The following is a 20321-nucleotide window of genomic DNA, read 5'->3' as shown; positions in this document are numbered from 1 at the left end:
AGCTTCCGCAGGTTCGGAGGATGCCCTCAGCGTGTGAACCGATCTTCCCTTCCCGGCACCGCACGAACGTGGTGCCCTCGGTAAGGAACGGAACGCATGACCGACACGATCGACACGGAGTGCATGATCCTCGTCGCCACGCTGAAGCGTGACGTGGAATCGCTGAAGAAGGTGGGTGAAGCCGTCGCTGATGCCATGCTGGCTGTCTATCGGACGGCGGTGCCGCTGGCAAAACAGGAAGAGTCGCTCGAAGCAATGCTCGAGGGGTTGAATCAGGCGATGGGCAAATCGCTCGAGTTGACCAAGGCGCTCCTCAGGCTGGCCCGTCGCGTGGAGAAGGATGAGATCAGCGGGCACGAGTTGGCGGAAATCCTCGCCCGCAAACACTATCTCGATCGCCGGGGCTACGCATCCTGGACTTTCGCTCCGCTGGTGCCGGAACGCGATCCGGCGCCGGGCGAATAGCGAGATCGGTCACCCTTTCCCTTTGTGGATGATGCCGGACGCTGCCTGCCGCTCTGACAGGACGCGCTCCCGGAGGCGTTGCCAACGGGCACTGGATCCACGGCCTCCTGCTCGAGCAGGAGGCCGGTTTCCACAATCGTCCGGGCGATGATCCCGACCGCTCCGGGGCGCCGGCTGAGCGCTGTCACGTCGCCCGTGCGCCCGGCACGCCCGAAGCGGCGCACGGTCGATGCGTCCATCAGGTGCGGAACGACCGCGGCCCCGAGGCTGTCCTCCAGATGTCCGGCGATGCGCGCGCCGCCGACGTCGACGTCGCCCCAATGGAACAGGCGGGGTGGCGTCGGGGCCGCGCGGAGCAGATGGCGCAGCGCCCGGATCACGGTGAGGCTCGGGAAGCCCCCGGTGTAGACCACGCACACGTCCGCCTGCCGCGCCTCGCGCACCTGGCGGTGAAAGGACGTGAGGTTCTCGACCGTCAGAATCGAAAAGGGGCCTTCGCCGTTCCAGGACAGCCCGTCCAGCCATTCGCGCTGGACGGCCACGAAGGGCGGGGCCGTGCCGGGCAGCAGGCCGTCCTCCGGCGTGTTCCCGAAGCGGACGGTCACCGGACCGCTGAGGAAGATCGGGGCCGGGAAACGCGTCAGGCCGAAACGGGCGAGGAGTTCGTCGTCGGACAGCCCCTCGTCCGTCGTCGGCGCAAGAGCCGACGACGGGGCAGCCTCCGCGTCGTCGGCGTCGGCCTGGGCCACCGAGCGCAGCATCCGCACCAGCCCGGCCCGGTGCCGTTCGACGATCTTGCTGGCGTCGTTCGGATGCGTCGGGAACACCCGCACGGAGAAGGTCCGCGGATCTGCGCCCTCCGCCTCGCCGCGCGCCAGCGCCGCGAGGATCCGGAACCGCTGGTCGATGCCGGCCTCGTCCGACGGCGCCAGCCCGAACGCGCTGTCGCCGCGCGCCCAGCGGCCGCAGGCGCGCTCGGCGAGCCCATCGAGCCAGCGGGCGTCGGCCGGCAGGAGCCAGCGGATCCGCTCGCCCAGGTCCCGGGCCTGCGCCGTCGCCCGCCGCACGCCGAGGAACGCGGCGAGCGCCTCCAGATCGGCGAGCAGGACCTTGTCCACGAGGTGGGCGCGCTCGTGCTTGCCCATGCGGACCTCGACGGCGCCGGCCGCTTCCGCCGCGGCGAGCGCCTTAAGGAAGCGCGCCTCGTCCTGGCCGGTCGGCAGCCGTGCGTGTCCGGCTTCTCCGCCCCGGCCGCGCCGTCCCGGCGCCGGTCGCCCCGCCGCAGCGGGCGCCCCAGCAGGTCGCGCGCCGGGCCGTCGAGGACCGCCGGTGGGCGGGACGCCGTCACCCGACGCCTCCCGACGCGCCGGCTGCGTGCTCCTTGAACGCCGCGAAGCCCAGCAGCCGCGGGTTCTTCGAGCGGAAGCGCTCCCGGGCCAGCTCCTTGACATGCTGCGTGTCGATCATCACTGAGGTGCCGATGCGGGAGATCGTCACGATCGTCTCCATGAGCTGCTCGAAGGTCGTCCGCTCCTTATCGGGCGCGGCGATCACCGTCTGCAGGCCGATGCTCCGGTTGAAGGCGAGCACCTCGTCGATCACCGCGGCGTCCATCTTGTTGAACGCCTCGTCGAACAGGGCCAGGGAAATTCCGCTGTCGAGCCCCTTGCGATCCGGATAGGCGGTCCCCGCGAGGTCGCCGCCGATCGCGACATAGAAGGGAACCTGCAGCTGGCCGCCGGACGCCGTGCCGATGCGCCTCGCCAAGTCCGTCTTGACCACGCCCTTGCTGTTCAGCATCTCGAGCCGGAACTCGAAATACCGGCGCGGGTCCTCGATGTCGCCGATGCCGGCGTCGGGGTCGGTGGCGATCTCCTGCAAGTGCTTGAGCGCCCGCGCGCTCTCCTCGTCCAGACCGCCGGCGTCCTTGGGGGCGGTGTTGAACAGCGGCATGTCGAAGGTCGGGTCGGACGACCGCTCAATGAGCGCGATCATGTCCCGGTAGCCCGGCGCCTCCTGGCGCGCGAAGCGGGACGTCAGACCGTGGAACGAGCGCTTGCGCAGTTGCCGGTTCAGCTCCGCGAGCAGCCCGCCCATCGCGTCGAACGCGCCGCGCATCTTGCCGACGAAATCCTCCTTGAAGGTCTGGATCGCCTCCAGCCGCGCATGGGCGGTCTCGACCTCCTTGCGCACGACCTCGTTGTCGCGCAGGTTGGCGTCCTCCCCCAAGACCCACGCGGCGACCACGTCGATCGTTGCCATCCGGTCGTCGTCGGACGCATCGCCCGCCGCGTCGTCGGCCAGAGGGGCCGCCGGCACGCACGCCGGGCGCGGCAGGTCAGAGCGCGGGAGGTACGCCCGGACGGATTCGAGTAAGGCGTCCTCGGTGCCGGCGAGGCGCTTGTCGCTGCGGAGCAGGACGTAACCGTCCAGGCGCTCGAGGGCGGCCGGCAGCCACCGCAGGTCGTCAGCCGGGTGGTCGATCAGCGCGAATTCCTCCTCCATCAGCACGCGGTCGAACTCGGGACGCCCGGGGGCGCCGTCCGCGGTCAGCACGGCCCTGCGCTCGGCCGCCTGCGACGCGACCATCACGTGATCAGCGTAGGCGAGCAACCCTTCCACTTTGTCCCGCAGGTCCGCGATGGTTCGCCCAACCGCGCCGATCACCTCGCGCACACCCTGCAGGGTGCCCTCGATGCGTCCTTTCTCCGCCGTAGCCTCGCGGATGGCCTCCACGATCGCGGAAGGATCCGCCTCGGCGGCGCGGATCGCCTCGATCAGCGACCGGTCTTGCGCGGCCTCGAACTGCTGTCGCACTTCAGCGTCGGCACGGTCCTGCGCGATCCGATCGAACTCCGCCAGGCTTGCCGCGAGAACGGGGACCGTCAGGCGCTCCAGTTCCGCCACCGCGTCCCGCAGGGCGCGCTCGGCGCCGCGCAGGCGCTCCAACGCGGTCCGCTGTTCGGTCAGGCTCTCCTCCACCGAGTCCAGCATGCCCTGGGTGTCGACCTTGCCGAGCAGGAACGGGACCGGCGCCCGCAACTTGCGCACCGTGCGGCCGCCCGCGGACATCAGGTCCCGGGTGATGGCGGCGTCCTCGCGGCGAAGCTCGGCCTCCGTATCGACCATCAGGATGCCGCCCAAAGCGTAGTCCAGGAAAGCCCGCGGATGGCGATCCTCGGTGGCGATGGCCGTCGCCAGCGACCCGGGCCTGGCCGGCCGCGTCTCCGCGGTTTTGGTGGTGTTGACGAGCATCGCGCCGTCGAGGCCCTGCTGGCGGCGATAGGTCATGAGGGACTGCTCGTAGGCGTCGGGGTCGACGGGGAGGGCTTCGCGGCGATCGCCGAGCGCCGTCTCGGCGGCGGCGCGCCACCCCTCGTCGAGGTCCGTCACGCGCTCGCAAAGCGGGGTCGCTTCGATGCCGCCCGCAGCGCACGCATGAGGGCGAGCGTCCGGTCGGACAGCAGACGCTTGCCGGCACGGACGCGCTCGGCGTTCTCGCGGTTCAGCTCGCCATCTCCCGATGCGCCTCGAGGCAGACACCGAGCGTTACCTCGCGGCCGGTCTCGGTCCGGCGGAATCCCATGAGGAGGTAGGTGATCGCCTGTTCACGCAGGAACGCGACGCCTTCCGCGTCGCTGTCAGTCTCCACGTCGTCGATCGCGCCAGGCAGTAGTCGCGCACACTGCGCCGGGACTTCGTGACACGGGCGATCTCGTCGTTCTGGACCGAGGCGTTGAGCCGCAGGCGGGAGCGGTCGTTGCCGGTGAGGACCGTCTGCAGCGCGTCGAGGATCGCCGACTTGCCGGCGCCGTTGTGGCCGAGGATGGCGGTCCGCCCGTCGATCCGGATGTCCTCCTTGAAGAAGGCGTACCAGTTCACGAACCCCGTGTGGCGCAGCTCGGGGTACGAGGGCCGTCGGGTGTCCGCGGCGCCGTCCCGCGCGCCGGCATCCAGCGGGGGCGTGATCGTGCTGTCCGGCATCGCGGGCCTCTCAGGGTTCGTGGTCGCGGAACGGGACGCAGTCGTCGCCGTCCGGCCCGTCGTCCGGTTCGTCCCCGTCCGGACGGTCGTCCTCGGCGTCGATGAGACCGGAGGGAATGGTGGGCCGGCCCGCGTCCATTCCGGCGCCCTCCGCGACGGATTGGGCGTAGCGGAGCAGGGACTCCAAGCTCGCCTCGCTCATCGCGAGACGGATGGCGGGCCGAATCTCGAGCGTCTCGTCCTATCCGTTGTCGTCCAGCGCGCGTACGAGACCGCGGCGCTGGAAACGGCGGGCGATCTCGACGCAGCGGGTGAGGGGCGGACGTCGGCGTTGGGCCCGCTCCTCGATCAGCGTCCAGACCTCGCTGAGCGAGGTGTCGCACCGGCCGCGTTCCTTGAGGTCGAACGACGCGATCCTCTCCGCGAAGGATGACCCGCAGCGCCAGCAGAAACAGCGCTTCGTCTAGTTTCAGTGTGCGCGGCGCGGCCCCGTCCTGGTCGAGGATGCCGACCAGCCGCTCGCGCTCGTCGATCACGAGGTCGAAGCCCATGGCTTCGAACAGCGATTCGAGGTAGGTCCGGTGCCGTCGCGCTAGTTCGTAGGGTGTCGCGCCGCCGTGGTCATCGGCGTAGATGAACTGGCGATCCCACAGGGTCCGGACGGTGCTGCGCAGGTCGCCCTCCAGCGTCTCCGCCTCCTTGCCCGTCGCCCGGTCGAGAAGCGTCTGCAGGTCGCTCAGCATCGGTCAGTCCTCGGCGCTGAAGGGAGGGAACGGCGAAGCACGAAGTCGCGGGCGATCAACCAGTCGTTCTCAGCCAGACCGTCGCGGTGCTCGATCTCGAAGCCGTCGGGCAGCGGGATCCGCGCGATGGGGCAGAGCCCGCAGCGCCGAGAAGACGAGGAACTTCTCAATGTCCTTCGGTGGGATGTCGCGGGCGCTCACCTCGTCCCGCCCGCCGGCCTCCGCCGCCAACGGAGCACGCCCCTCGCAGGGCCATGCCGAGAACCGCAGCCGCTGGCTCAAGGATCTGTACCGGGCGGGCAACGGGCTGTCGCTGGTGACGCTGCGCCGGCGGGCGGTGTACGGCGGCGACCGGCGCCATCTGGCGCCGCGGGACGCCGGCGATCGGCCGGCCGCGGCACCAAGCGGCCTAACCGGGGTCGGACTCAGGACTCGACGGGCGTGTCGGAGTCGGGACGGCCACCTCTTGGCGGCCGGCGCACGAGGGTCGACCGCCGAAAGAGCCCGTAACCGCCGTTCACGAATTGCAACTCGTCGCGCGTGACCGCGCCCGAGCGCAAAGCCTCCTCGTCGCGGCGGCGTGACTCCGCCTTCTCGGCTGCGCGCTGATCGGGATCGTAAGGCCAGAATCGCATCCTTCCATTCTAGCATCGATTGGATTGGTTGTCGCGGCCATGTCTCGCGGCACGGCCGCGCCGGCCGCCTCCGGCGGCGGTCTTCCTGACCTGCCCCTTCGTCCTGTCCTGGTCAATGGTGGCGGCGATAGCTCCCGGCACGGCCGCCGGCGCGGGGGACAGGGTCGATGGCCGGTAACCACCATTACCGACCATGGCGGCGCTGGCCCCGGGGCCACCCCGCTGGGGGACTCCTCGCCGCCCGGTCCGCCGGCTCCCCCACGCCGTAAAGGGCGCCTTCGCCAGTTCGACCTCCTCGGCGATGTAAGACAGTCGAAACTCACTGAGGGCCTCGAGGAAAGCTGCGAAGCTGGAGAACGCCAGTCTCAGATTTCCCTCAACTCACAGATCATATCCACGAGCTCACGGTTAGAGGCGACGCGCGGAACGCGCAGGCGCAGACCGATACTGCAGGCCGTCGCCCCTTCCAAGATCGGTGTAACGATGTCCGGTAGGAGAGGTTGGAGAACGGCTCTGATCGCGCCTTCCGCGTCGGGGAGACGCATTTGCCGACGGTCGCCGCGGAACTGCACGCGGAGCTTACCAGGCGCCGTGCCGGCGGTCTCCGGTGCGTCGATCAGCAGGTTGATGAGAAAAGTGTCGTAACGCCCCAGCATCTCTTCCGGGAGATACGTCAGAATGGAGATCAGGAGCTTTTCCCGGATATGGTGCACCTGGCGACACGTCGCCGTGCCGGACGGCATCAGAATCGTTGTGGCACTGCTCAGCTGGACACCAAGGGTGCGCGCGTAGCGCCTCCACCAGAGAAGCACGTCGCGACTGACATAGGCGCCGTTAATGTGCTCGAACCACGCGCGCCGTTCCTCGGCGCTCGGGTAGATACCTCCCTGCCAATCGCCTCCGGAGAGCGCGACCATCATCCCGCGATCATAATCGAGGACCACTCGGAGGGGATGTGTTCAATTGCGCGCGCTGTTCGCACAGGCCGTGGCCAGCGTTTCGATGCAGTAGCACGGCAGCCCGGGCTCCATCGGTTGACGATTCTCCATGACAGCCAGCATGCCTATGTCCTTTTCCATGATGAGGGAACGCGGTCCGTACCCTCGAGCCGAGGAGCCCGTGGGCAGCTGTGCTCCGGCGATCAAGCATGCCGGAGTTCGATCACTGCGCCGTCGTTGCTTCCTCCCTTTCCAATCCGGGACGCCGGGCGGCGCCGGCGGATATGTCGGTCCGTTGATTTTCGGCTTCCCCCCAACCTCGGAAGTTTTCTATTGCGCGCCTTACCGGCGCCGGGCCGGCACCCTGATCCGCCCACGCAACCCGCTGGCAGTGGCCGCGCCGACCAACTCCACTAGGCTGGTGCCGAGGCCGTACAGTTCCGCCGCCCGAAGCACCATCGGGCGATCGCCAGGATCGGCCAGCGCCGCGCGGATCCTGTGGCCCTGCACCACCAGGGCGGCGACGCTCTCGAAAATGCGTCTCTCGCGCAGGTCATGGCTGCGGGCGGCGAAGAAGGCCTCGGCGTTGCGCCGCTCGGTCGTCGTCAGTTCGGCGGCGACGCGTGACGGCAGGCCGTCGGCGTCCAGGGGCAGCGTGGCGATAACCCTTTGCCGGTTCCGGCCGATCGCGGGATCGTAGCGGACGCTGATCACCTGAAGGCAGCCAGCTCCACGCTTGCCCCTGCGCTCGCGGATCATCGCGGTCCTCCGGTCGTCGAGTGTGAGGCGGGCGGTTTCCGTCCGTCGGCGGACGGGGCTGGACAGCCGGCGGACCGGCATTGTCCGCCTTTTCCGGAAAGCGTCTCCGCCGCGCTCCAGTTCGCCGCACTCGCCGTCATCGCCATCCTTTCCCCTCCGCTCATCGGTGCGCCGGGGATATGGGTGCGGCCCGTTTCCGGCATCCCTCGCCGTCCCTCCATTTCCTCACCGGAGAACGCGCAGCGGGCCCCGCGATGCCCCTCGCCGAGGGGCGTCGCCTTTCCTCCCTTGTTCTTCCAATTCGACGGATTCATTGATTCAGAGAGCGAAAAGCCACGTCCGATCAATCGGTTGCCAACACCATTCCGGCGTCTGTTCGGGAGGTTCCCGGCATTTGTTCGGAGGGATCCCGGCATCTGTTCGGGAGGGTTCCGGCATTCGTTCGGGGTCATCCCGGCATCCATTCGGGGGCATCCCTGAGCGGGGCCGCCATCGGCGGACGAAATCCGGCAAAGGCGGACGAAAGCGGTCCGCAACCCCTTGGTCCGGTTGAGACAGAGCCATCATCGAAGAGTCATCGATGATTCCGGCAACCGCGGTCAGCGGGAGCGGCGTCACTTTTTCGGAGACGCTGCGCCGGAACGGCCCCATATGGTCGGCGGCGACGCGATGTACTCCGCCAGTCAGCCCTCTGCTTGACCCGCCGTATCGCACGGCGGCCATCGCGGAGGAGCAACATGACGACCACCCAATCGCTCGAGGCCCTCGCCCGGCTCATCACCCGCAGCGCCGCCCTGGGGCGCGCGATCCATCCGCTGCTCGACGGCCCGGCGCCGTCCGAGGCGCTCCGGTCCCAAATCATGGAACTGGCGGGCCTCTGCGACCGGGTGCAGGACCGGAACGTCGACGACGAGGGTGACGACCCCGATGATCGCTACGAAGCGGCCTTCGACGCGGCCCTGAGCCGGCAGGCCGAACAGCGCGCCGTCGAGGCCCAGGTTCTCGACCTTCTTCAGGCGATGACCGAGGCCGCCGTCGTCAGTGGCCGCCTCGCCGCCCCCCATCAGCACCTCGAGATCACCATCACGGTGCATGACCGCCCGCGCAAGGCACGGGTGGCGGTCCTTCGCTGACGCCGGTCGTCCCGGCCGCCACATGCCTGCAGGACGTCGAAGAAATCGGCGTCCTGCAGGCGCCTCCTCCCTCCACGGCCCCATATGGCCGACGCAACAGAGGAGGAGGATCCGATGTCTCTTGATCAGCTCTGGTACAGCCTCGACGAGGCTGCCGACCGCTACGGCGTGACGCGGCGGGCTGTCGAACGCTGGGCGCGGGACGGACGCATCGTCGTCACCACGCTGGCCGGCACCACCCGCCGCATCAGCGCTGCGTCGCTCCTGGCGTTCGAACAGGCGAACGGGGCTGTGACGCTGCCGCCCGCGCTCACGCCCAACGATGCCGACCCCTCCGGGAACACCGGCGGGGATACGAAAGGCAAGCCCGTTCGTCCCTCGACCAAGCCTCGCCGGCCGCGCTGATGCGCCGACGCGGATGGTCGTCAATTGTCGTGGATTGTCGCTGATTTTCCAATCACTTGGGCCGGCTCGGGACAAGGGGTGCGAAACAATGGGGGCTTTTCCCCCATCCCCTGTCCCGAATGCGCGTAGATGTCGCGGATTGTCGTGGATCGTCGCGCATTGTCGGCCCCCTTGCCGTCCCGAAGCCTTTCGCGTCGGGAGAAACCAGGAGGACCGTATGACGGAACCGCTCACGTTGCCCCGCCGCGATGCGCCGGGCGCCCTGTCGCCGGATTGGCGTCGCCTGTGCGACGCCCGCGCGGCGCTCGGCACGATTCCGGGACCGCTGTCCACCACCGCGCGCTGGTGCAGCGCGAATGGCGTCGAGCCCTCCGCCGTCGACGAGGGCGTGCTGAACGCGGTGGCCGACCATCTGACGACCGCCGGAACCTGGACCGACCGCAAGGAAGCCTACCGGCAGGTGCGGGCCTATTGGAACGCTGCCGTGAAGAAGGTCCCCGGCTGGCCGCAGGCGATCGTGCAGGCCCCGCCGCAGCCGCCCAGGCCTCAGGTCGCCGCTGCCGTCCGCCCAACGGCTCGGACGCTCGAGGATCTCCGGCAGGTCGTCGCCTCGTCCGCCCTGGTGGCTGACAGCGACCGGCCCGCGCTGGTCAGCGCGATCACCAGCACCGCGCGCTGGCTGGGGCGTCCGCCTGGCGAGTTGCCGGCCAGCCTGCGGTCGCTCGATCCGCAGCTCAAGGCGCTCGCCAACCAGCATGCCGCGCTCGGGGTATCCCGGAAGACGGTGAAGAACGTCAAGTCGCTGCTGCGCAAGGCTCTGGACCTCGTCGCTCCGCGACCGGCCCTGCCTCCGGTGAGCGACCCGAACGCCCTGACGCCGGAATGGCGGGCGCTGTGGGCGGCGTGGCGGACGACGGTGCCTCGCGCCTATGGCCCGCTGTCCTTCCTGATGCGTCATTGCTCCGAGGTGGGGATCGCCCCGGACGCCGTCGACGCCGCCGTCGCCGCCGCAGTGGCCGATCGCATGATGGCCTGTGGATGTCGCGGGGATCTGACCGTTGTGATCCGCCAAGTCCGTGGCTACTGGAACCAGGCGGTGGAGACCGTACCCGGCTGGCCGAGCCGACACCTGACGCTCGGGCTCGTCGACAAGGGGCCGGTCAGCCTCCCGCTGACTGCGTTCCCGCCGGCCTTCCAGCGCAGCCTCGAGGACCTTCGGACCGTCGCGCGCACCGGCTACCAGCCCGGTGTGACCGGGCTGCGCGCCAGGGCCGAGGCCCGGAAGAGCCGCGCCATCAAGGGCGATGACCGTCGGAAGAAGGATGACGGCGGGCGCAAGCGGCTCCGCGCCGCCTCTGTCGAGGGGATGTGTGATTTTCTCCGCCGCTTCGCCTCCTGGGCGGTTCACCATGGCCATAGGAAGCTGGAGGAACTGAGTGCCGTCAGTGATGTCGTCAATGAGCAGGTGTTCGTTGCGTGGTACGACGCCTACCGTGACAAGCACGTTCCCGCTGGCGAGGAGGACATGCCGCGCAAGCCGGCCAAGACTCTGCACAATGCCTGTGGTTTCCTCGCCATGGCCGCCATCCGCCTGCCGCTGAAGGACGCCCCGGTGGTCGCCGATCTTCTCCCGATGCTCGATTGTGCCCGCGAGGAGCACGAGACCTATGGTGAGCTGACTCCAGAGAATCAGCGGAAGCTCGCCCAGTTCGCCATCCCGGAGAACCTGCGTGCGCTGCACGAGATGCCGATCCGGGTGATGGAGTATCTGGAAAGCGAACGGCAGTCCCGAACCGCTGCGGGGGAAACGCCGGTCACGCTGCGCATGGCGCTGACCGCGGCGGCGGCGATGGGGGTGCTGCTGCTCAATAGCCTGCCGGTGCGTGTGCTGACACTCAGCGGCACCCGTCTCGACAACGTGCAATGGCCGCTGTCCCGCCACGCCGATGGCGCCGTCGCGTACGAGGCGCGGCAGACCAAGGGGAAGATCCCTGCGCGCGCCGTGCTGAAATCCTGGAAGATTCTGCTGTTGAGCATCTATCGCACCCACTACCGCCCGCTGCTCGGCGATGTCGGCAACTCCTTTCTCTTTCCCCGTCACGGCAAGGACAAGCCGATGCGGGCGGCGCCGTTTTCCGGGCTCATTTCGCGGGTGGTCGCGCGCGAAACCGGCCTGGCCATGAACCCGCACCTGTGGCGTCACCTCGCCACCAAGCTGCTGCTGGATGAGGATCCGCGCTATCGGGACACGGTCAGCCGCCTCCTCGGTCATCATGGGGCGGGGCGGCACGAGTATGGCGGTGTGTCGCAGGATCAGGCTGCGGCGGCGCTGGAGACCGCGGTCGATCGGATTCGGGCGCACACCCCCGGCCGCGCACGCCGGACGGCAAAAGCCGCATGGAGGCCGTCGTGAAGCGGGACGAACGCATCCACAATCGCCGGAATCGTCGCGGCTGGAACGCCTATCGCCGGTGGTGCGGCGAGGAGCAGCCGGGCATCGACCCTGGCCGCTTCGAGGCCTACGTCGCCCATCTGGCGGTAACGCATGCCAGTCGCCCGAAGGACATGTGCGAACTGCTCTACGGTCTGGCGGCCGCGTTGCGGGAGCGCGATCCGGCCGGCGACCATCTGTGGGTCGAGCGCGCCGTGAGGGCGGTCTGGATGGCCTCGCCGGCGCGCAAATTGTCGGACGGACCGGGCCGGGGTGCTACCAGCCGGCGTCGGCGGGTCCGCCTGCTGGTCGAGGAGTGGCCGGCGCCGATCCGCGCCGCCTGGGCCGCCGCACGGGGAACGGGCAGGCGGAGGCTGTCGCTGCGCGACCATGCGGAGGAGGACAACCCGGCGCGGAAGTGGTCGGCGAAGACGGTCGACCTGCGCGAGCAGGACATGGGCCTGTACCTCGCCTTCTGCCGGTCGGCATCGTTGCCGCTGGCAGTGACGCCGGAGCAGGTGGAGGCCTATCTCGCCGCAAAGGCCGGCAAGGGATGTTCTGCCGCTACGCTGACGAGCACGGCGATCAACCTCGCCATGATGGCCCGCGCGCTGTGGCCCGATGAGGACTGGGGCTGGCTGCGGGATCATGCCTTCGAACTCGAGGAGGAGGCCGAAGAGGCGCCAAAGGCCCGTCGGAAGGCCGAACGGATGAGAAGCGTGACCGAACTCCGCGACCTCGCCCGAGGGCTGATGGTGCGGGCGGAGACCACCGGACGGACCCGGCGGGCAGCGGCGCTCTACCAGAAGGGGCTGATCATCCTGATGCTGACTCATCACCCGGTTCGCCGCCGCAATCTTCATGAACTCCGCCTGGGTGAGGCGCCGGACGACGCCATTACCGGCGGCTTCATCGACCGCCTGCCGCGCGGAGGATTCAGTCTCATGTGGCTCAACACCAAGAACGGCGACAGCCGGGTGGAGCCGTTGGCGGACGGCATGATTGAGCCGATGGAACGCTGGCTGGCCTTCTGGCGACCGACGCTCGTCACCGAAGAGTCCGGAGACGCTCTTTGGTTGTCGGCCTGTCCGGGCTATTTCGGCTCCCCGCTCACGCCCAACGGCCTGACCGAGTGCGTGATGGGCATCACCGAGCAGGAATTCGGGCTGGGGCTGGGACCTCATCTGTTCCGGGATGTCGCCGCAACCGCGATCGTCGACCATGCCCCGGAACAGGCCGACCTCATTCCAAGGCTCCTCGGACACCGGGACCCGCGATCCTGCGAGCCCTACATCCAGCAGGCCTCCACCGTCGCCGCCGCGCGTTCGCTCGAGGAGTTGATCGAGCAGCGGATCGAGGACGGCCTGACGGCCCATGAGAGGGTTGAGCGCGCCGCATTGTTCGGCCGCCTCGAAAAGCGACGGTGACGTGACGGGGAGGCGTTGTCGGCCATGCCGGGGCGGCTATTGGTGGATCGCCCCGGCATGCCCAGTGGTTTCCACTCTCTCGAGAAGCGTAAACCGCTGGGCATGGGTTCGTCGCGGAAAGCCGGTTCCCACGCTGGAGGAAGATCTGTGCCGAATTTTCACCGATTCTCCGGAATGCAGTACTCCTTTAAAAAGATCGAAGAAACAGCGAGGATCATCTCATGAACACGATCGCGAAGCCGTACTTCGATCAGTACTTCTGGTCCAAGCGCCTGCCGCACTACTATTGCTCCGCGCGTCGTGGCGTCGAGCGGTGGATTGATCTTCATGGTCGCGGCGTGCCGTCCGGGATTTCCATCCATCGGGGAGATGGAGACTACCAGCTCACCGCCCCTGATCCTTTCTTCGGCACCCTGACGGTCAGGGAGGACGCCCTGTGCAGAACCGAAGTCTTCGGCTTCAACTCCCTGCACGATTGGGATGTCGTACAGCGGGCGATTCACCTCGTTCGTCGAGAGATCAAGCGTCCCGAGCGAGTCCTGGCGGCCTTGGTGCTGCTGCAATCCGAAGTCGAGGTTGCCCGCGACTACGTCCGCCGCAAACGGCTTCCCAGCCGGACGCAGGGGGCGGTCCTCGACTTCGCCCAGCGAAACGACCTGACAGTCACGATGCACCACAGGGCGGCGCTTGCGAGGGTATTTACGCGCTCCAGAACCGAGCAATAATAAAATAAATAGGTGCGCCCTCCATTCTTGATTATCGTTATGTGGGGCGCACTCCGAATTATTCATAGAATAAATTCTACACGCAACATTTTATCTACAATTTCGGCCCGCAATAAAGGCAATGTCGTTGCAGTAAATTTTCTTATGCGTCATTTAAAATACAGGAAAATTTAGACTTTGTTTCGTATATATGAGGTTGCTAATCATTGATTAAGATATTGTCGTCCTCGCCACCCTCGTCATCGATCTCGATGCGAAGGCCCTTGCCGCGATGCCTGAGCAAAGCAAGGATCTCGTCGATCGCGGCATCGTGCTCAGGCCCGTAAGACCTCTTCGCGGTCTTCTCCCTGAACGCCTTCAACTGGCTCTCGACCCTCCTGCCGAGAGCCGAGGTCTCCTTGTCCGCCGCGTCCGGATACAGGAAGTCGTGCCGCCGCACGCGATGGCGTAGCAGGAAGGCGGTGAGGCGCAAGGCTCCGGCGTACTTCTGCGGACGTTGATGATTCGCGCATTCGTCGAGCATCGCCGAAGCGAACCTCGCCAACCTGTTGGCCTGCTCCGGCTGAAGTGTTTCCCCGGCGGGCTCATGGAAGGCGAGGACGTCCGCCATTGCCTTCGCGATGTCGGAATTCAGCGCCTTGCCAGAGTTCATGCTGAGCCACGCCCTTTCCGACGCGAACGCGAATAGGGCGGCGAGATCGGTCTCGTCGCGCAGGACGCGCCCCATGTACATCGCGGCGCGGCCATCTGGGGCATTGTTGGCGCACATCCGCCGGAACGATCCGCGGACCGCCGGGGGGCAAGCGCCGAAGGTGAAGGTCGCGATCTTCCGCAAGGCGCGCAGGATGCTCCGCTGCGTCGGCGAGAGGGCGGGCGCCGAGAGCAGGGTGGCGTAATCCGCGTCGAGCTTGGCCAATGCCGCCCGAAGCGGACGGGTCCAGGCCGGGTCGTCTTCGATCGCGGAGGGCGTTCGTCCGTCGGACGAGAACAAGGTGTACGGCCGCCGATCCGGATCGTCGCCACCCGTCGCGAACATCGGGGACGCCCGCACCGCGAAGGTCTTCTCCAGCCTGCCGCTCAGGAACCTCTTGTAGGCCATGGCGTTGGCGGCGTCCGGCGCGCCGATGCGAAGGTAGGCGTCGAGATCCGCCTTCAGGGAGGAACCGCTCGCGCGGGTCCAGGTCCAGAGGCAGAGGTGTGCCTCCTGAGGGGTGACGGCGGGGTAGCTTCCCTTCTCGTTCAGACGGCGCAGGATGGCGTCCCGGTCGTCGGCGGTCGCCTCCATGCACCCCCAGTCGAGAAGCACCGGCGCCGCGCCGAGGGCCCCCGCGGTCTCGGGGCGCACTTCGACGCGGGCATGCCCCTGGGCCGGCATCTGCGTGACGTGGATGGCCACCCGGACGTCGGACACCGGAGGCTTCGGGAGGCGGACGTGGCTGTGCCGCGCTCCGGCCTCATCCTGCTTCAGCAGGTAGAACTCCAATTCCTCCGTCCCGGCGGTGACCTCGAAGCGGTCGAGGAGCGACCGTTCGTAGGTCATGCCGCCCTCGACGCGCGCGCTCGGTTCGACGAGGTGGACGAACCGGTGCCGGCCGTCACGGATGGCGTTGATCTCGATGGCGGGCAGGAAGTCGAAGTAGGCGGTCTGCCCGAGAGCGCGTCGGCGCGCGTAGACGGCGCATCCGAGGGCCACGAGCCCGCGCTCCGGGGCGACGGGCACCACCGCCGCCCCGTCCGGCCGAAGGGCGTGGATCAGGTCCGCGAGGACGGCCAGCGGGGTGGTCGCCCCGGCTCCCTCGCCCAAGACGGCGGCGGCCAGCGGCCCTTCCACGACGACGAGGCTCGCGCGCCGCAGCGCCGTCGCGTGATCCGCGCAGAACGCCTGGATCGCGCGCACAATGCCGCTTGCGGCGGCTTCGGGGAGAGTCGCGTCGCCGTCGATCACCCGCCAGCGCCCGTCGGTTCCGCGCACGAGGCCGTCCGCGGCCTCGAGGCCGGCCAGCGGATTCCGGTAGCGCCCGGTCGACCAGAGGATCTGGCCGGCCATGCCGGGATCGCCGTCCGCATCGGCGGTCGCCGCGGTCCGGAGCAGGGTGGCGAGGTCCGCGCCGTCGTAACGGGCAACAGCGCGGAGGTCGTCCCGCCGGCGCACCGGCACGACCGCCGGACGACCGTCGAGCGGCAAAACCTCCAACCGCAAGCCGGTGGCCGTGATGCCGTCCGGCAGGATCTGCACGACGAGCGCCTCGGCGTCGTGCAGGCGCGCCAGCTCATCCGGCGTCGCGTCTTCCCCCCACCCGAGCATCGCCGCGACGGGCCGCCACAGCAGCTTCACGTCGAGGCCGACGCGCCCGCCGCACTCGATGACCGCGTTGCGGACGTCCTCGTCGTACTCCGGGAGATCCGGCACCGCCAGAACGCAGCTGCGCGCGCGCGGGGGAACGACGGAACGGATGTGATGGCCGAGGACGAGGTCCGGCGCCTGGGTCCCCGCGGCATGGCGGCTCCCGAGGCGTTGGATCATCCCGAGGACCGGCAAGCGCGGGAGCGCGCTGGCGGCCTCGGGCGGCGACGGCCAGCCGCGACCATGGAACGAGGCGATCGCCTCGTCGCCGGTCAGCACCTGGGTGCCGCCCAGCGGGACGACGATCGGCCCGGGCGGACCGGCGAAAGCCTCGCGGCCCGCGCCGACGAGGACGCAGCGGTCGCGAACACCGTTGAGATCCACGCCGACCGCCGGCGCCGAGGGAGGCGAACGATCTTCGATGACGCTTCCGTCCATCACCGCCTCCTACCAGCGCAACGACATGATGGCGTCCTCAAGAACCATGGCGCCCATCTCCATCGTCTCCTCGATCATCTCCGCGGACGGTCCCATCGCGAGGCCGTAGACGAGGCCCCGCTGCCCCCAATCCGGGTTGGCCGCGTCGAGGGTGGAGCGGATCACCAGGCCGCGGACCTCCTCTCGGACATCCCGGTAGCGTCGTTCCTCCTCAACGACAGCGCGCAGAGCCTCGTCGGCGGACGACATGAACTCCGAAAGCGCGATCGGCTCCGACCCGGTGCCATGGATCGGCCAGACGCAGATGGTGGCCTGGCGCCCGGTCGCGCAGTCCTCGACCGCGAGGACGATGGTGGCGCCCAGCGCGTGCTGCCATGGGCGAAGCGCCGGATGGCCGTCGGACAACGTGGCATCGAGGACGGAGATCGCCAGGTCGCGGCCAGGGCGACGAAGCAGGAAGAGTCCGCTCTGCTGGGCCAGATCGCTCCACCGGCCGCGCCCCTGCTCGCGTCGGATCCGCAACGGACTGAGCGCGACGGGGCGGCATCCTGGGATCCGGCCGAGCGCGATGTGCACGGAAAGCCGAACGAAGTCGCTCCACAGCCGGCGCTGCCAACGCCACGTGTCGTCCTGGCGCTGCTCGTCGCCGAGGATCTCCTGGTAGGCTTGCCAGATCGACCGGTAGCGGGCGTCGTGCTGGAGCACGTAGTTGGGCGTGACGGGAGGGGCGGGGTCCGCGATGCCCTGCGCCTCGAGCTCGCGCCAGGCGCGGCGGCACAGGCCGCCGTAGGACGCGACCAGTCGGTAGCGCTCGCTGGCCGCGTAGCGCCTGTTGGCGCGCAGGTAGCCGTTGGCCTCCATCGCCGACCGCCGCAGCAGGTCCTTCAGGACGCGGTTCTCCAGGGTGTTCAGGTTCTCCTCGCGGGCGATCCCGAGCACCGCCTGGCGCGGCCCGGCCTTCTCCTCGATCGACGTCCCGGGCTGCCGGATGAGCCAGTCGATGCAGCCCTTGTCGATCTCCTGGACGCGATCGAGGGGCATGAGGCGGCGCACGCGGGCGAGCACCCGACGCGGGTGCTGGGCAACCTCCATCAGGACGCGACGGTGGGTTTCGGCGTGTTCGACGATGAGCTCCTTGGGGGCGTCGAGCGCGTTCGCTTCGGTGGCGGTCCAGGCCGTGGCGATGCGCGACCACGCGGCCGAGCCGGCGGCGGGGCGCTCGCCCTCCGACGTCTCCGCCTCGCGGATGCGCGACAGCACCTTCAGGATGAAGTCCTGGATGCGATCGCCGTCAGCGGCCGGGGCGTCGGGCTGACGCTTCGGCGGCTTCGGCAGATAGCCGTCGAGTTCGATGGACGCCGCCGTTTCCGCGTCCGGCGTCCCGATGGAGAGCGTGAGGGCCCGCTCCTCGGGCCGAATCCCGGACGGGAGGCCGTACAGCGCGAAGCGATCGCGCGCCCAGTCGAAGGACGCCCCCTCCTGCTGCATGCGCATGCGGCGGCCGGCGACGAGCACGCGCGCGGCGGCGGGGACGGCGAGCATGAGGCCATGGGCGGCCATCGCGCGCGCCGGCGCGCCGGCGCGCAACGGGACGCGCGGCGCGGCGCCGTGGATCGGCGTTTCCGCGTAGAGCCCCCACGGCACGGTCAGCAGGAAGGGGAGAGCCGGCATCAGGCGGTCCTCCGGACTCCGCGCCAGTTGAACGTCCGCCCGGTGCCGTCGTCGGCCATGGCGTCGCGGAGCGCCTTCGCGAGCTCGTTGTCCTTGAGGTCGTTGGCGATCAGGCCGTGGAGCTTCTCGAGCGGCGCGGCCGAGTCCGCAAGCTCGACGCCGCGCAGCTTCGGCAGGATGCGCTGCTCGATCTGGTCCGCGAAGGCGATGCGGGCGACGCCCTGGTCGTCGGAGCCGGGGTAGTTGGCGACGTACGACAGGATGGCCTGATTCAGGCGATGGCCGAAGGGCCGGCCCATGCTGTCCATGGCCTCGTTCAGACGGCGCACCCAATCCTTGGCGTTGGTCTTCACCGGATCGGGCAGCGCATCGAACCGTCGGCACCAGCTGCGCCACTGCTCTTCGGGGAGATGTGCGTCGAAGGCGGCGTCATGATCCGAGGGCGGCTCGTTGGCGAGCGCCTCGGGCCTCGGGAAGCGCAGGAGGTTCGAGCGGTCGAGCACCTTGTCCGAGAGCGAGAGGGTCGACTCGTCCTCGTTCATGCTGCCGACGAAGAGGGTGTTGTGGCCGGCGTACAGGCTGCGGACGCCCTTGCCGATGCGTCCGAGGTCAAGCTGGAGGCTCAGTTTGCGGACGCGGTCCGCGGTCTCGGTCCCGGGCAGCGGGCGCCCCTCGAGGCCGCTGAGGAATTCCGAGAAGTAGTACTCGACCCGCGCGAGGTTCATCTCGTCGAGGAGCACGAGCATCATGTGCCCCTGGAACGGCCGCGCCCGGTCCGGCCAGTTGACCGGGTCGAGATGCACCATGGCGCGGGCGAGGTCGGTCGCCTTGTAGGTCTTCTCGAGATAGTTGTAGAAGCCGAGGATGTCCTGCGGTCCGTCCCAGCGCGGCTGCACCGCGACCTTGAGAAAGTGCAGCCCCATCGCCTCGGCGTATCGCCGCGGCAACTGGCTCTTGCCGGTGCCGGAGATGCCGGCGAGGACGGTGATGGGGCTGATCGGCGAGACCTTGAGGCAGGTGTGGAACGCCTTGAGGGTCCGATCGGGGAACGAGAGCTTGAGGGCCGCGAGATGCTTACGGACGTCCTCCAGGGCGTCGCGTTCGTCGGTGCGCGCCAAGCGCTTCGCCATCGCCGGCTTGACGTTGCCGTCCGCGTCCTCCGTGCCGAGGCACTCGGGGACCCGCTCGAGGTCGAGAGGCGCCGGCGTCCCGTCCGCACCGGTGGCGGAGCCGCCGGCGTGCTCGCCGCGGAGACGCAGGATCTCCGCCTCGAGGGCGGAGGCTCGCACCTGGAGGACGGCGACGGCCTGCTCGGCCTGGAGCATGTCCTCCCGCTTGCGGTCGAGCGCCGCGGCGGCCTCGGCGGCGGCCGTCTCGGCGTCGGCCAGGAGGGCCTGCTGCGCCGCGGCAGCCGCCTCGGCGACGGTGGCGGCCCGGTCCGCCGCGTCGGCGCGCTCCCGGGCCTCACGGGCCCGCGCCTCGATGGCCGCGACCTCCTCGCCTCCGGCGTCCGCCAGACGCCGGAGCTCGGCGATGCGGTTCTCCAAGGCGTCGGCCGCGCCGCGCGCCGCCTCCAGCTCCCTGCGGGCCGCCTCCGCCTGCGTCGCCGCTTCGGCGACCCCCAGCTCCGCCGCTTGCAGCTCGTCGCGCTTTGCCTGCAGATCGCCGCTCGTCCGCTCAAGCTCCTCCTGCGCCTTGCTCCGGGCGTCGGCGAGCGCGGAGATCGCCGCCTCGATCTCGCCGATGCGCACCTCCGCGTCGTCGACGCGCGCTTCGCGGCGCTTGAGCTCTTCCAGGCGCTCCTCCTTGGCCTGGAGATCCCGTTCGACCTCGGCGAGGCGCTGGAACTTCTCCGCCAGCTCGGCGGAGATCTCCTCGGCCCGGCGCGCCTCGTCCTTCGAGGCTTCGATGTCCACGCGGATCGCCGACAGACGCTCCTCCTCGGCTTGGCGGGCGGCGCGGACCCGCTCGAGCTCGACCAGCGCCTCGCGGGCCTCCCGACGCCGCTCCTCCTCGGAGATCGCGACGGCCTTCAGCTCCTCGCGCTTGGTAGCGAGGCGCGCCGCGACGTCCTCGAGGAAGGCGGCGGCCGGCACGCGTTTGAGGACCATGCCGTTGGCGTACAGCGCGACGCCGCCGACGACGACGGCCGCGAAGGCCAGGAACGCGCCAATCAGGAACAGGTAGGGGGTGAAGCCGGGATCGATGAGGTCCATCGGGAAG

15 protein-coding genes and 1 pseudogene are annotated in these 20321 nt (G+C 69.1%); 6 read left to right on the top strand and 10 right to left on the bottom strand.

Annotated features, from left to right (window positions below):
* The first annotated feature begins 96 nt into the window (after positions 1-96).
* Positions 97-465 carry a hypothetical protein gene (locus tag E6C72_RS15170; RefSeq protein ID WP_109083883.1) on the top strand — a complete coding sequence of 123 codons (369 nt, stop codon included), beginning with the start codon at positions 97-99 and terminating at the stop codon, positions 463-465.
* On the opposite strand, the gene E6C72_RS15165 is transcribed toward E6C72_RS15170, so the two are convergent.
* The 7 genes and pseudogenes from E6C72_RS15165 to E6C72_RS15140 form a co-directional block, all read right to left on the bottom strand.
* On the bottom strand, positions 405-1610 hold the full coding sequence (locus E6C72_RS15165) for a Wadjet anti-phage system protein JetD domain-containing protein (RefSeq protein ID WP_247875448.1): 1206 nt from the start codon (positions 1608-1610) through the stop codon (positions 405-407). The genes E6C72_RS15170 and E6C72_RS15165 overlap by 61 nt on opposite strands.
* 199 nt (positions 1611-1809) lie before the next feature.
* Entirely contained in the window at positions 1810-3858 is a 2049-nt protein-coding gene (locus tag E6C72_RS15160) for an SbcC/MukB-like Walker B domain-containing protein (RefSeq protein WP_109083884.1), read from the bottom strand.
* A gap of 156 nt (positions 3859-4014) precedes the next feature.
* Entirely contained in the window at positions 4015-4449 is a 435-nt protein-coding gene (locus tag E6C72_RS15155) for an ATP-binding protein (RefSeq protein WP_109083885.1), read from the bottom strand.
* A gap of 10 nt (positions 4450-4459) precedes the next feature.
* Positions 4460-4636 carry a hypothetical protein gene (locus E6C72_RS32275; RefSeq protein ID WP_247875449.1) on the bottom strand — a complete coding sequence of 59 codons (177 nt, stop codon included), beginning with the start codon at positions 4634-4636 and terminating at the stop codon, positions 4460-4462.
* A 283-nt stretch (positions 4637-4919) separates the two neighbouring features.
* Positions 4920-5192, bottom strand: a pseudogene (locus E6C72_RS32705) (DUF4194 domain-containing protein); the annotation flags it as partial.
* A 1000-nt stretch (positions 5193-6192) separates the two neighbouring features.
* On the bottom strand, positions 6193-6747 hold the full coding sequence (locus tag E6C72_RS15145) for a hypothetical protein (protein ID WP_136700776.1): 555 nt from the start codon (positions 6745-6747) through the stop codon (positions 6193-6195).
* A gap of 360 nt (positions 6748-7107) precedes the next feature.
* Complete coding sequence (locus E6C72_RS15140; protein WP_109083889.1) at positions 7108-7605, bottom strand: hypothetical protein; 498 nt, start codon at positions 7603-7605, stop codon at positions 7108-7110.
* A gap of 656 nt (positions 7606-8261) precedes the next feature.
* On the opposite strand from E6C72_RS15140, the gene E6C72_RS15135 reads away from it, so the two are divergent.
* From E6C72_RS15135 to E6C72_RS15115, 5 genes are all read left to right on the top strand, one after another.
* Positions 8262-8657: a hypothetical protein gene (locus tag E6C72_RS15135; protein WP_109083890.1), complete on the top strand. Its 396-nt coding sequence runs from the start codon at positions 8262-8264 to the stop codon at positions 8655-8657.
* A 114-nt stretch (positions 8658-8771) separates the two neighbouring features.
* Complete coding sequence (locus E6C72_RS15130; RefSeq protein ID WP_158280094.1) at positions 8772-9062, top strand: helix-turn-helix domain-containing protein; 291 nt, start codon at positions 8772-8774, stop codon at positions 9060-9062.
* 217 nt (positions 9063-9279) lie between these two features.
* Positions 9280-11475, top strand: coding sequence for a hypothetical protein (locus E6C72_RS15125; protein ID WP_109083892.1), 2196 nt, complete (start codon positions 9280-9282; stop codon positions 11473-11475).
* Positions 11472-12920, top strand: coding sequence for a site-specific integrase (locus E6C72_RS15120; protein WP_136700775.1), 1449 nt, complete (start codon positions 11472-11474; stop codon positions 12918-12920). Before E6C72_RS15125 ends, E6C72_RS15120 begins: the two co-directional genes overlap by 4 nt.
* Positions 12921-13141: 221 nt before the next feature.
* On the top strand, positions 13142-13645 hold the full coding sequence (locus E6C72_RS15115) for a hypothetical protein (RefSeq protein WP_109083894.1): 504 nt from the start codon (positions 13142-13144) through the stop codon (positions 13643-13645).
* A gap of 199 nt (positions 13646-13844) precedes the next feature.
* On the opposite strand, the gene E6C72_RS15110 is transcribed toward E6C72_RS15115, so the two are convergent.
* From E6C72_RS15110 to E6C72_RS15100, 3 genes are read right to left on the bottom strand one after another with little or no spacing between them, the layout of a single operon-like run.
* Positions 13845-16427, bottom strand: a complete 2583-nt coding sequence (locus tag E6C72_RS15110; protein WP_109083895.1) for a hypothetical protein — start codon at positions 16425-16427, stop codon at positions 13845-13847.
* A gap of 9 nt (positions 16428-16436) precedes the next feature.
* Positions 16437-18098, bottom strand: a complete 1662-nt coding sequence (locus tag E6C72_RS15105; RefSeq protein WP_109083896.1) for a hypothetical protein — start codon at positions 18096-18098, stop codon at positions 16437-16439.
* Complete coding sequence (locus tag E6C72_RS15100) at positions 18098-20314, bottom strand: hypothetical protein (protein ID WP_109083897.1); 2217 nt, start codon at positions 20312-20314, stop codon at positions 18098-18100. Before E6C72_RS15100 ends, E6C72_RS15105 begins: the two co-directional genes overlap by 1 nt.
* Positions 20315-20321 lie beyond the last annotated feature (7 nt).

The organism is Azospirillum sp. TSH100, assembly GCF_004923295.1.
GTDB lineage: Bacteria > Pseudomonadota > Alphaproteobacteria > Azospirillales > Azospirillaceae > Azospirillum.
The sequence above is the reverse complement of the archived record's forward strand: the minus strand, read 5'-3'. Positions and strand labels throughout refer to the sequence as shown.

Bases quoted from the DNA above. Each gene is read 5' to 3' on its own strand.
- E6C72_RS15100 (WP_109083897.1), bottom strand. From the start codon at position 20,314: ATGGACCTCATCGATCCCGGCTTCACCCCCTACCTGTTCCTGATTGGC.
- E6C72_RS15145 (WP_136700776.1), bottom strand. From the start codon at position 6,747: ATGATGGTCGCGCTCTCCGGAGGCGATTGGCAGGGAGGTATCTACCCG.
- E6C72_RS15110 (WP_109083895.1), bottom strand. From the start codon at position 16,427: ATGGACGGAAGCGTCATCGAAGATCGTTCGCCTCCCTCGGCGCCGGCG.
- E6C72_RS15135 (WP_109083890.1), top strand. From the start codon at position 8,262: ATGACGACCACCCAATCGCTCGAGGCCCTCGCCCGGCTCATCACCCGC.
- E6C72_RS15170 (WP_109083883.1), top strand. From the start codon at position 97: ATGACCGACACGATCGACACGGAGTGCATGATCCTCGTCGCCACGCTG.
- E6C72_RS15155 (WP_109083885.1), bottom strand. From the start codon at position 4,449: ATGCCGGACAGCACGATCACGCCCCCGCTGGATGCCGGCGCGCGGGAC.
- E6C72_RS15165 (WP_247875448.1), bottom strand. From the start codon at position 1,610: ATGGGCAAGCACGAGCGCGCCCACCTCGTGGACAAGGTCCTGCTCGCC.
- E6C72_RS15125 (WP_109083892.1), top strand. From the start codon at position 9,280: ATGACGGAACCGCTCACGTTGCCCCGCCGCGATGCGCCGGGCGCCCTG.
- E6C72_RS15140 (WP_109083889.1), bottom strand. From the start codon at position 7,605: ATGCCGGTCCGCCGGCTGTCCAGCCCCGTCCGCCGACGGACGGAAACC.
- E6C72_RS15115 (WP_109083894.1), top strand. From the start codon at position 13,142: ATGAACACGATCGCGAAGCCGTACTTCGATCAGTACTTCTGGTCCAAG.
- E6C72_RS15130 (WP_158280094.1), top strand. From the start codon at position 8,772: ATGTCTCTTGATCAGCTCTGGTACAGCCTCGACGAGGCTGCCGACCGC.
- E6C72_RS15105 (WP_109083896.1), bottom strand. From the start codon at position 18,098: ATGCCGGCTCTCCCCTTCCTGCTGACCGTGCCGTGGGGGCTCTACGCG.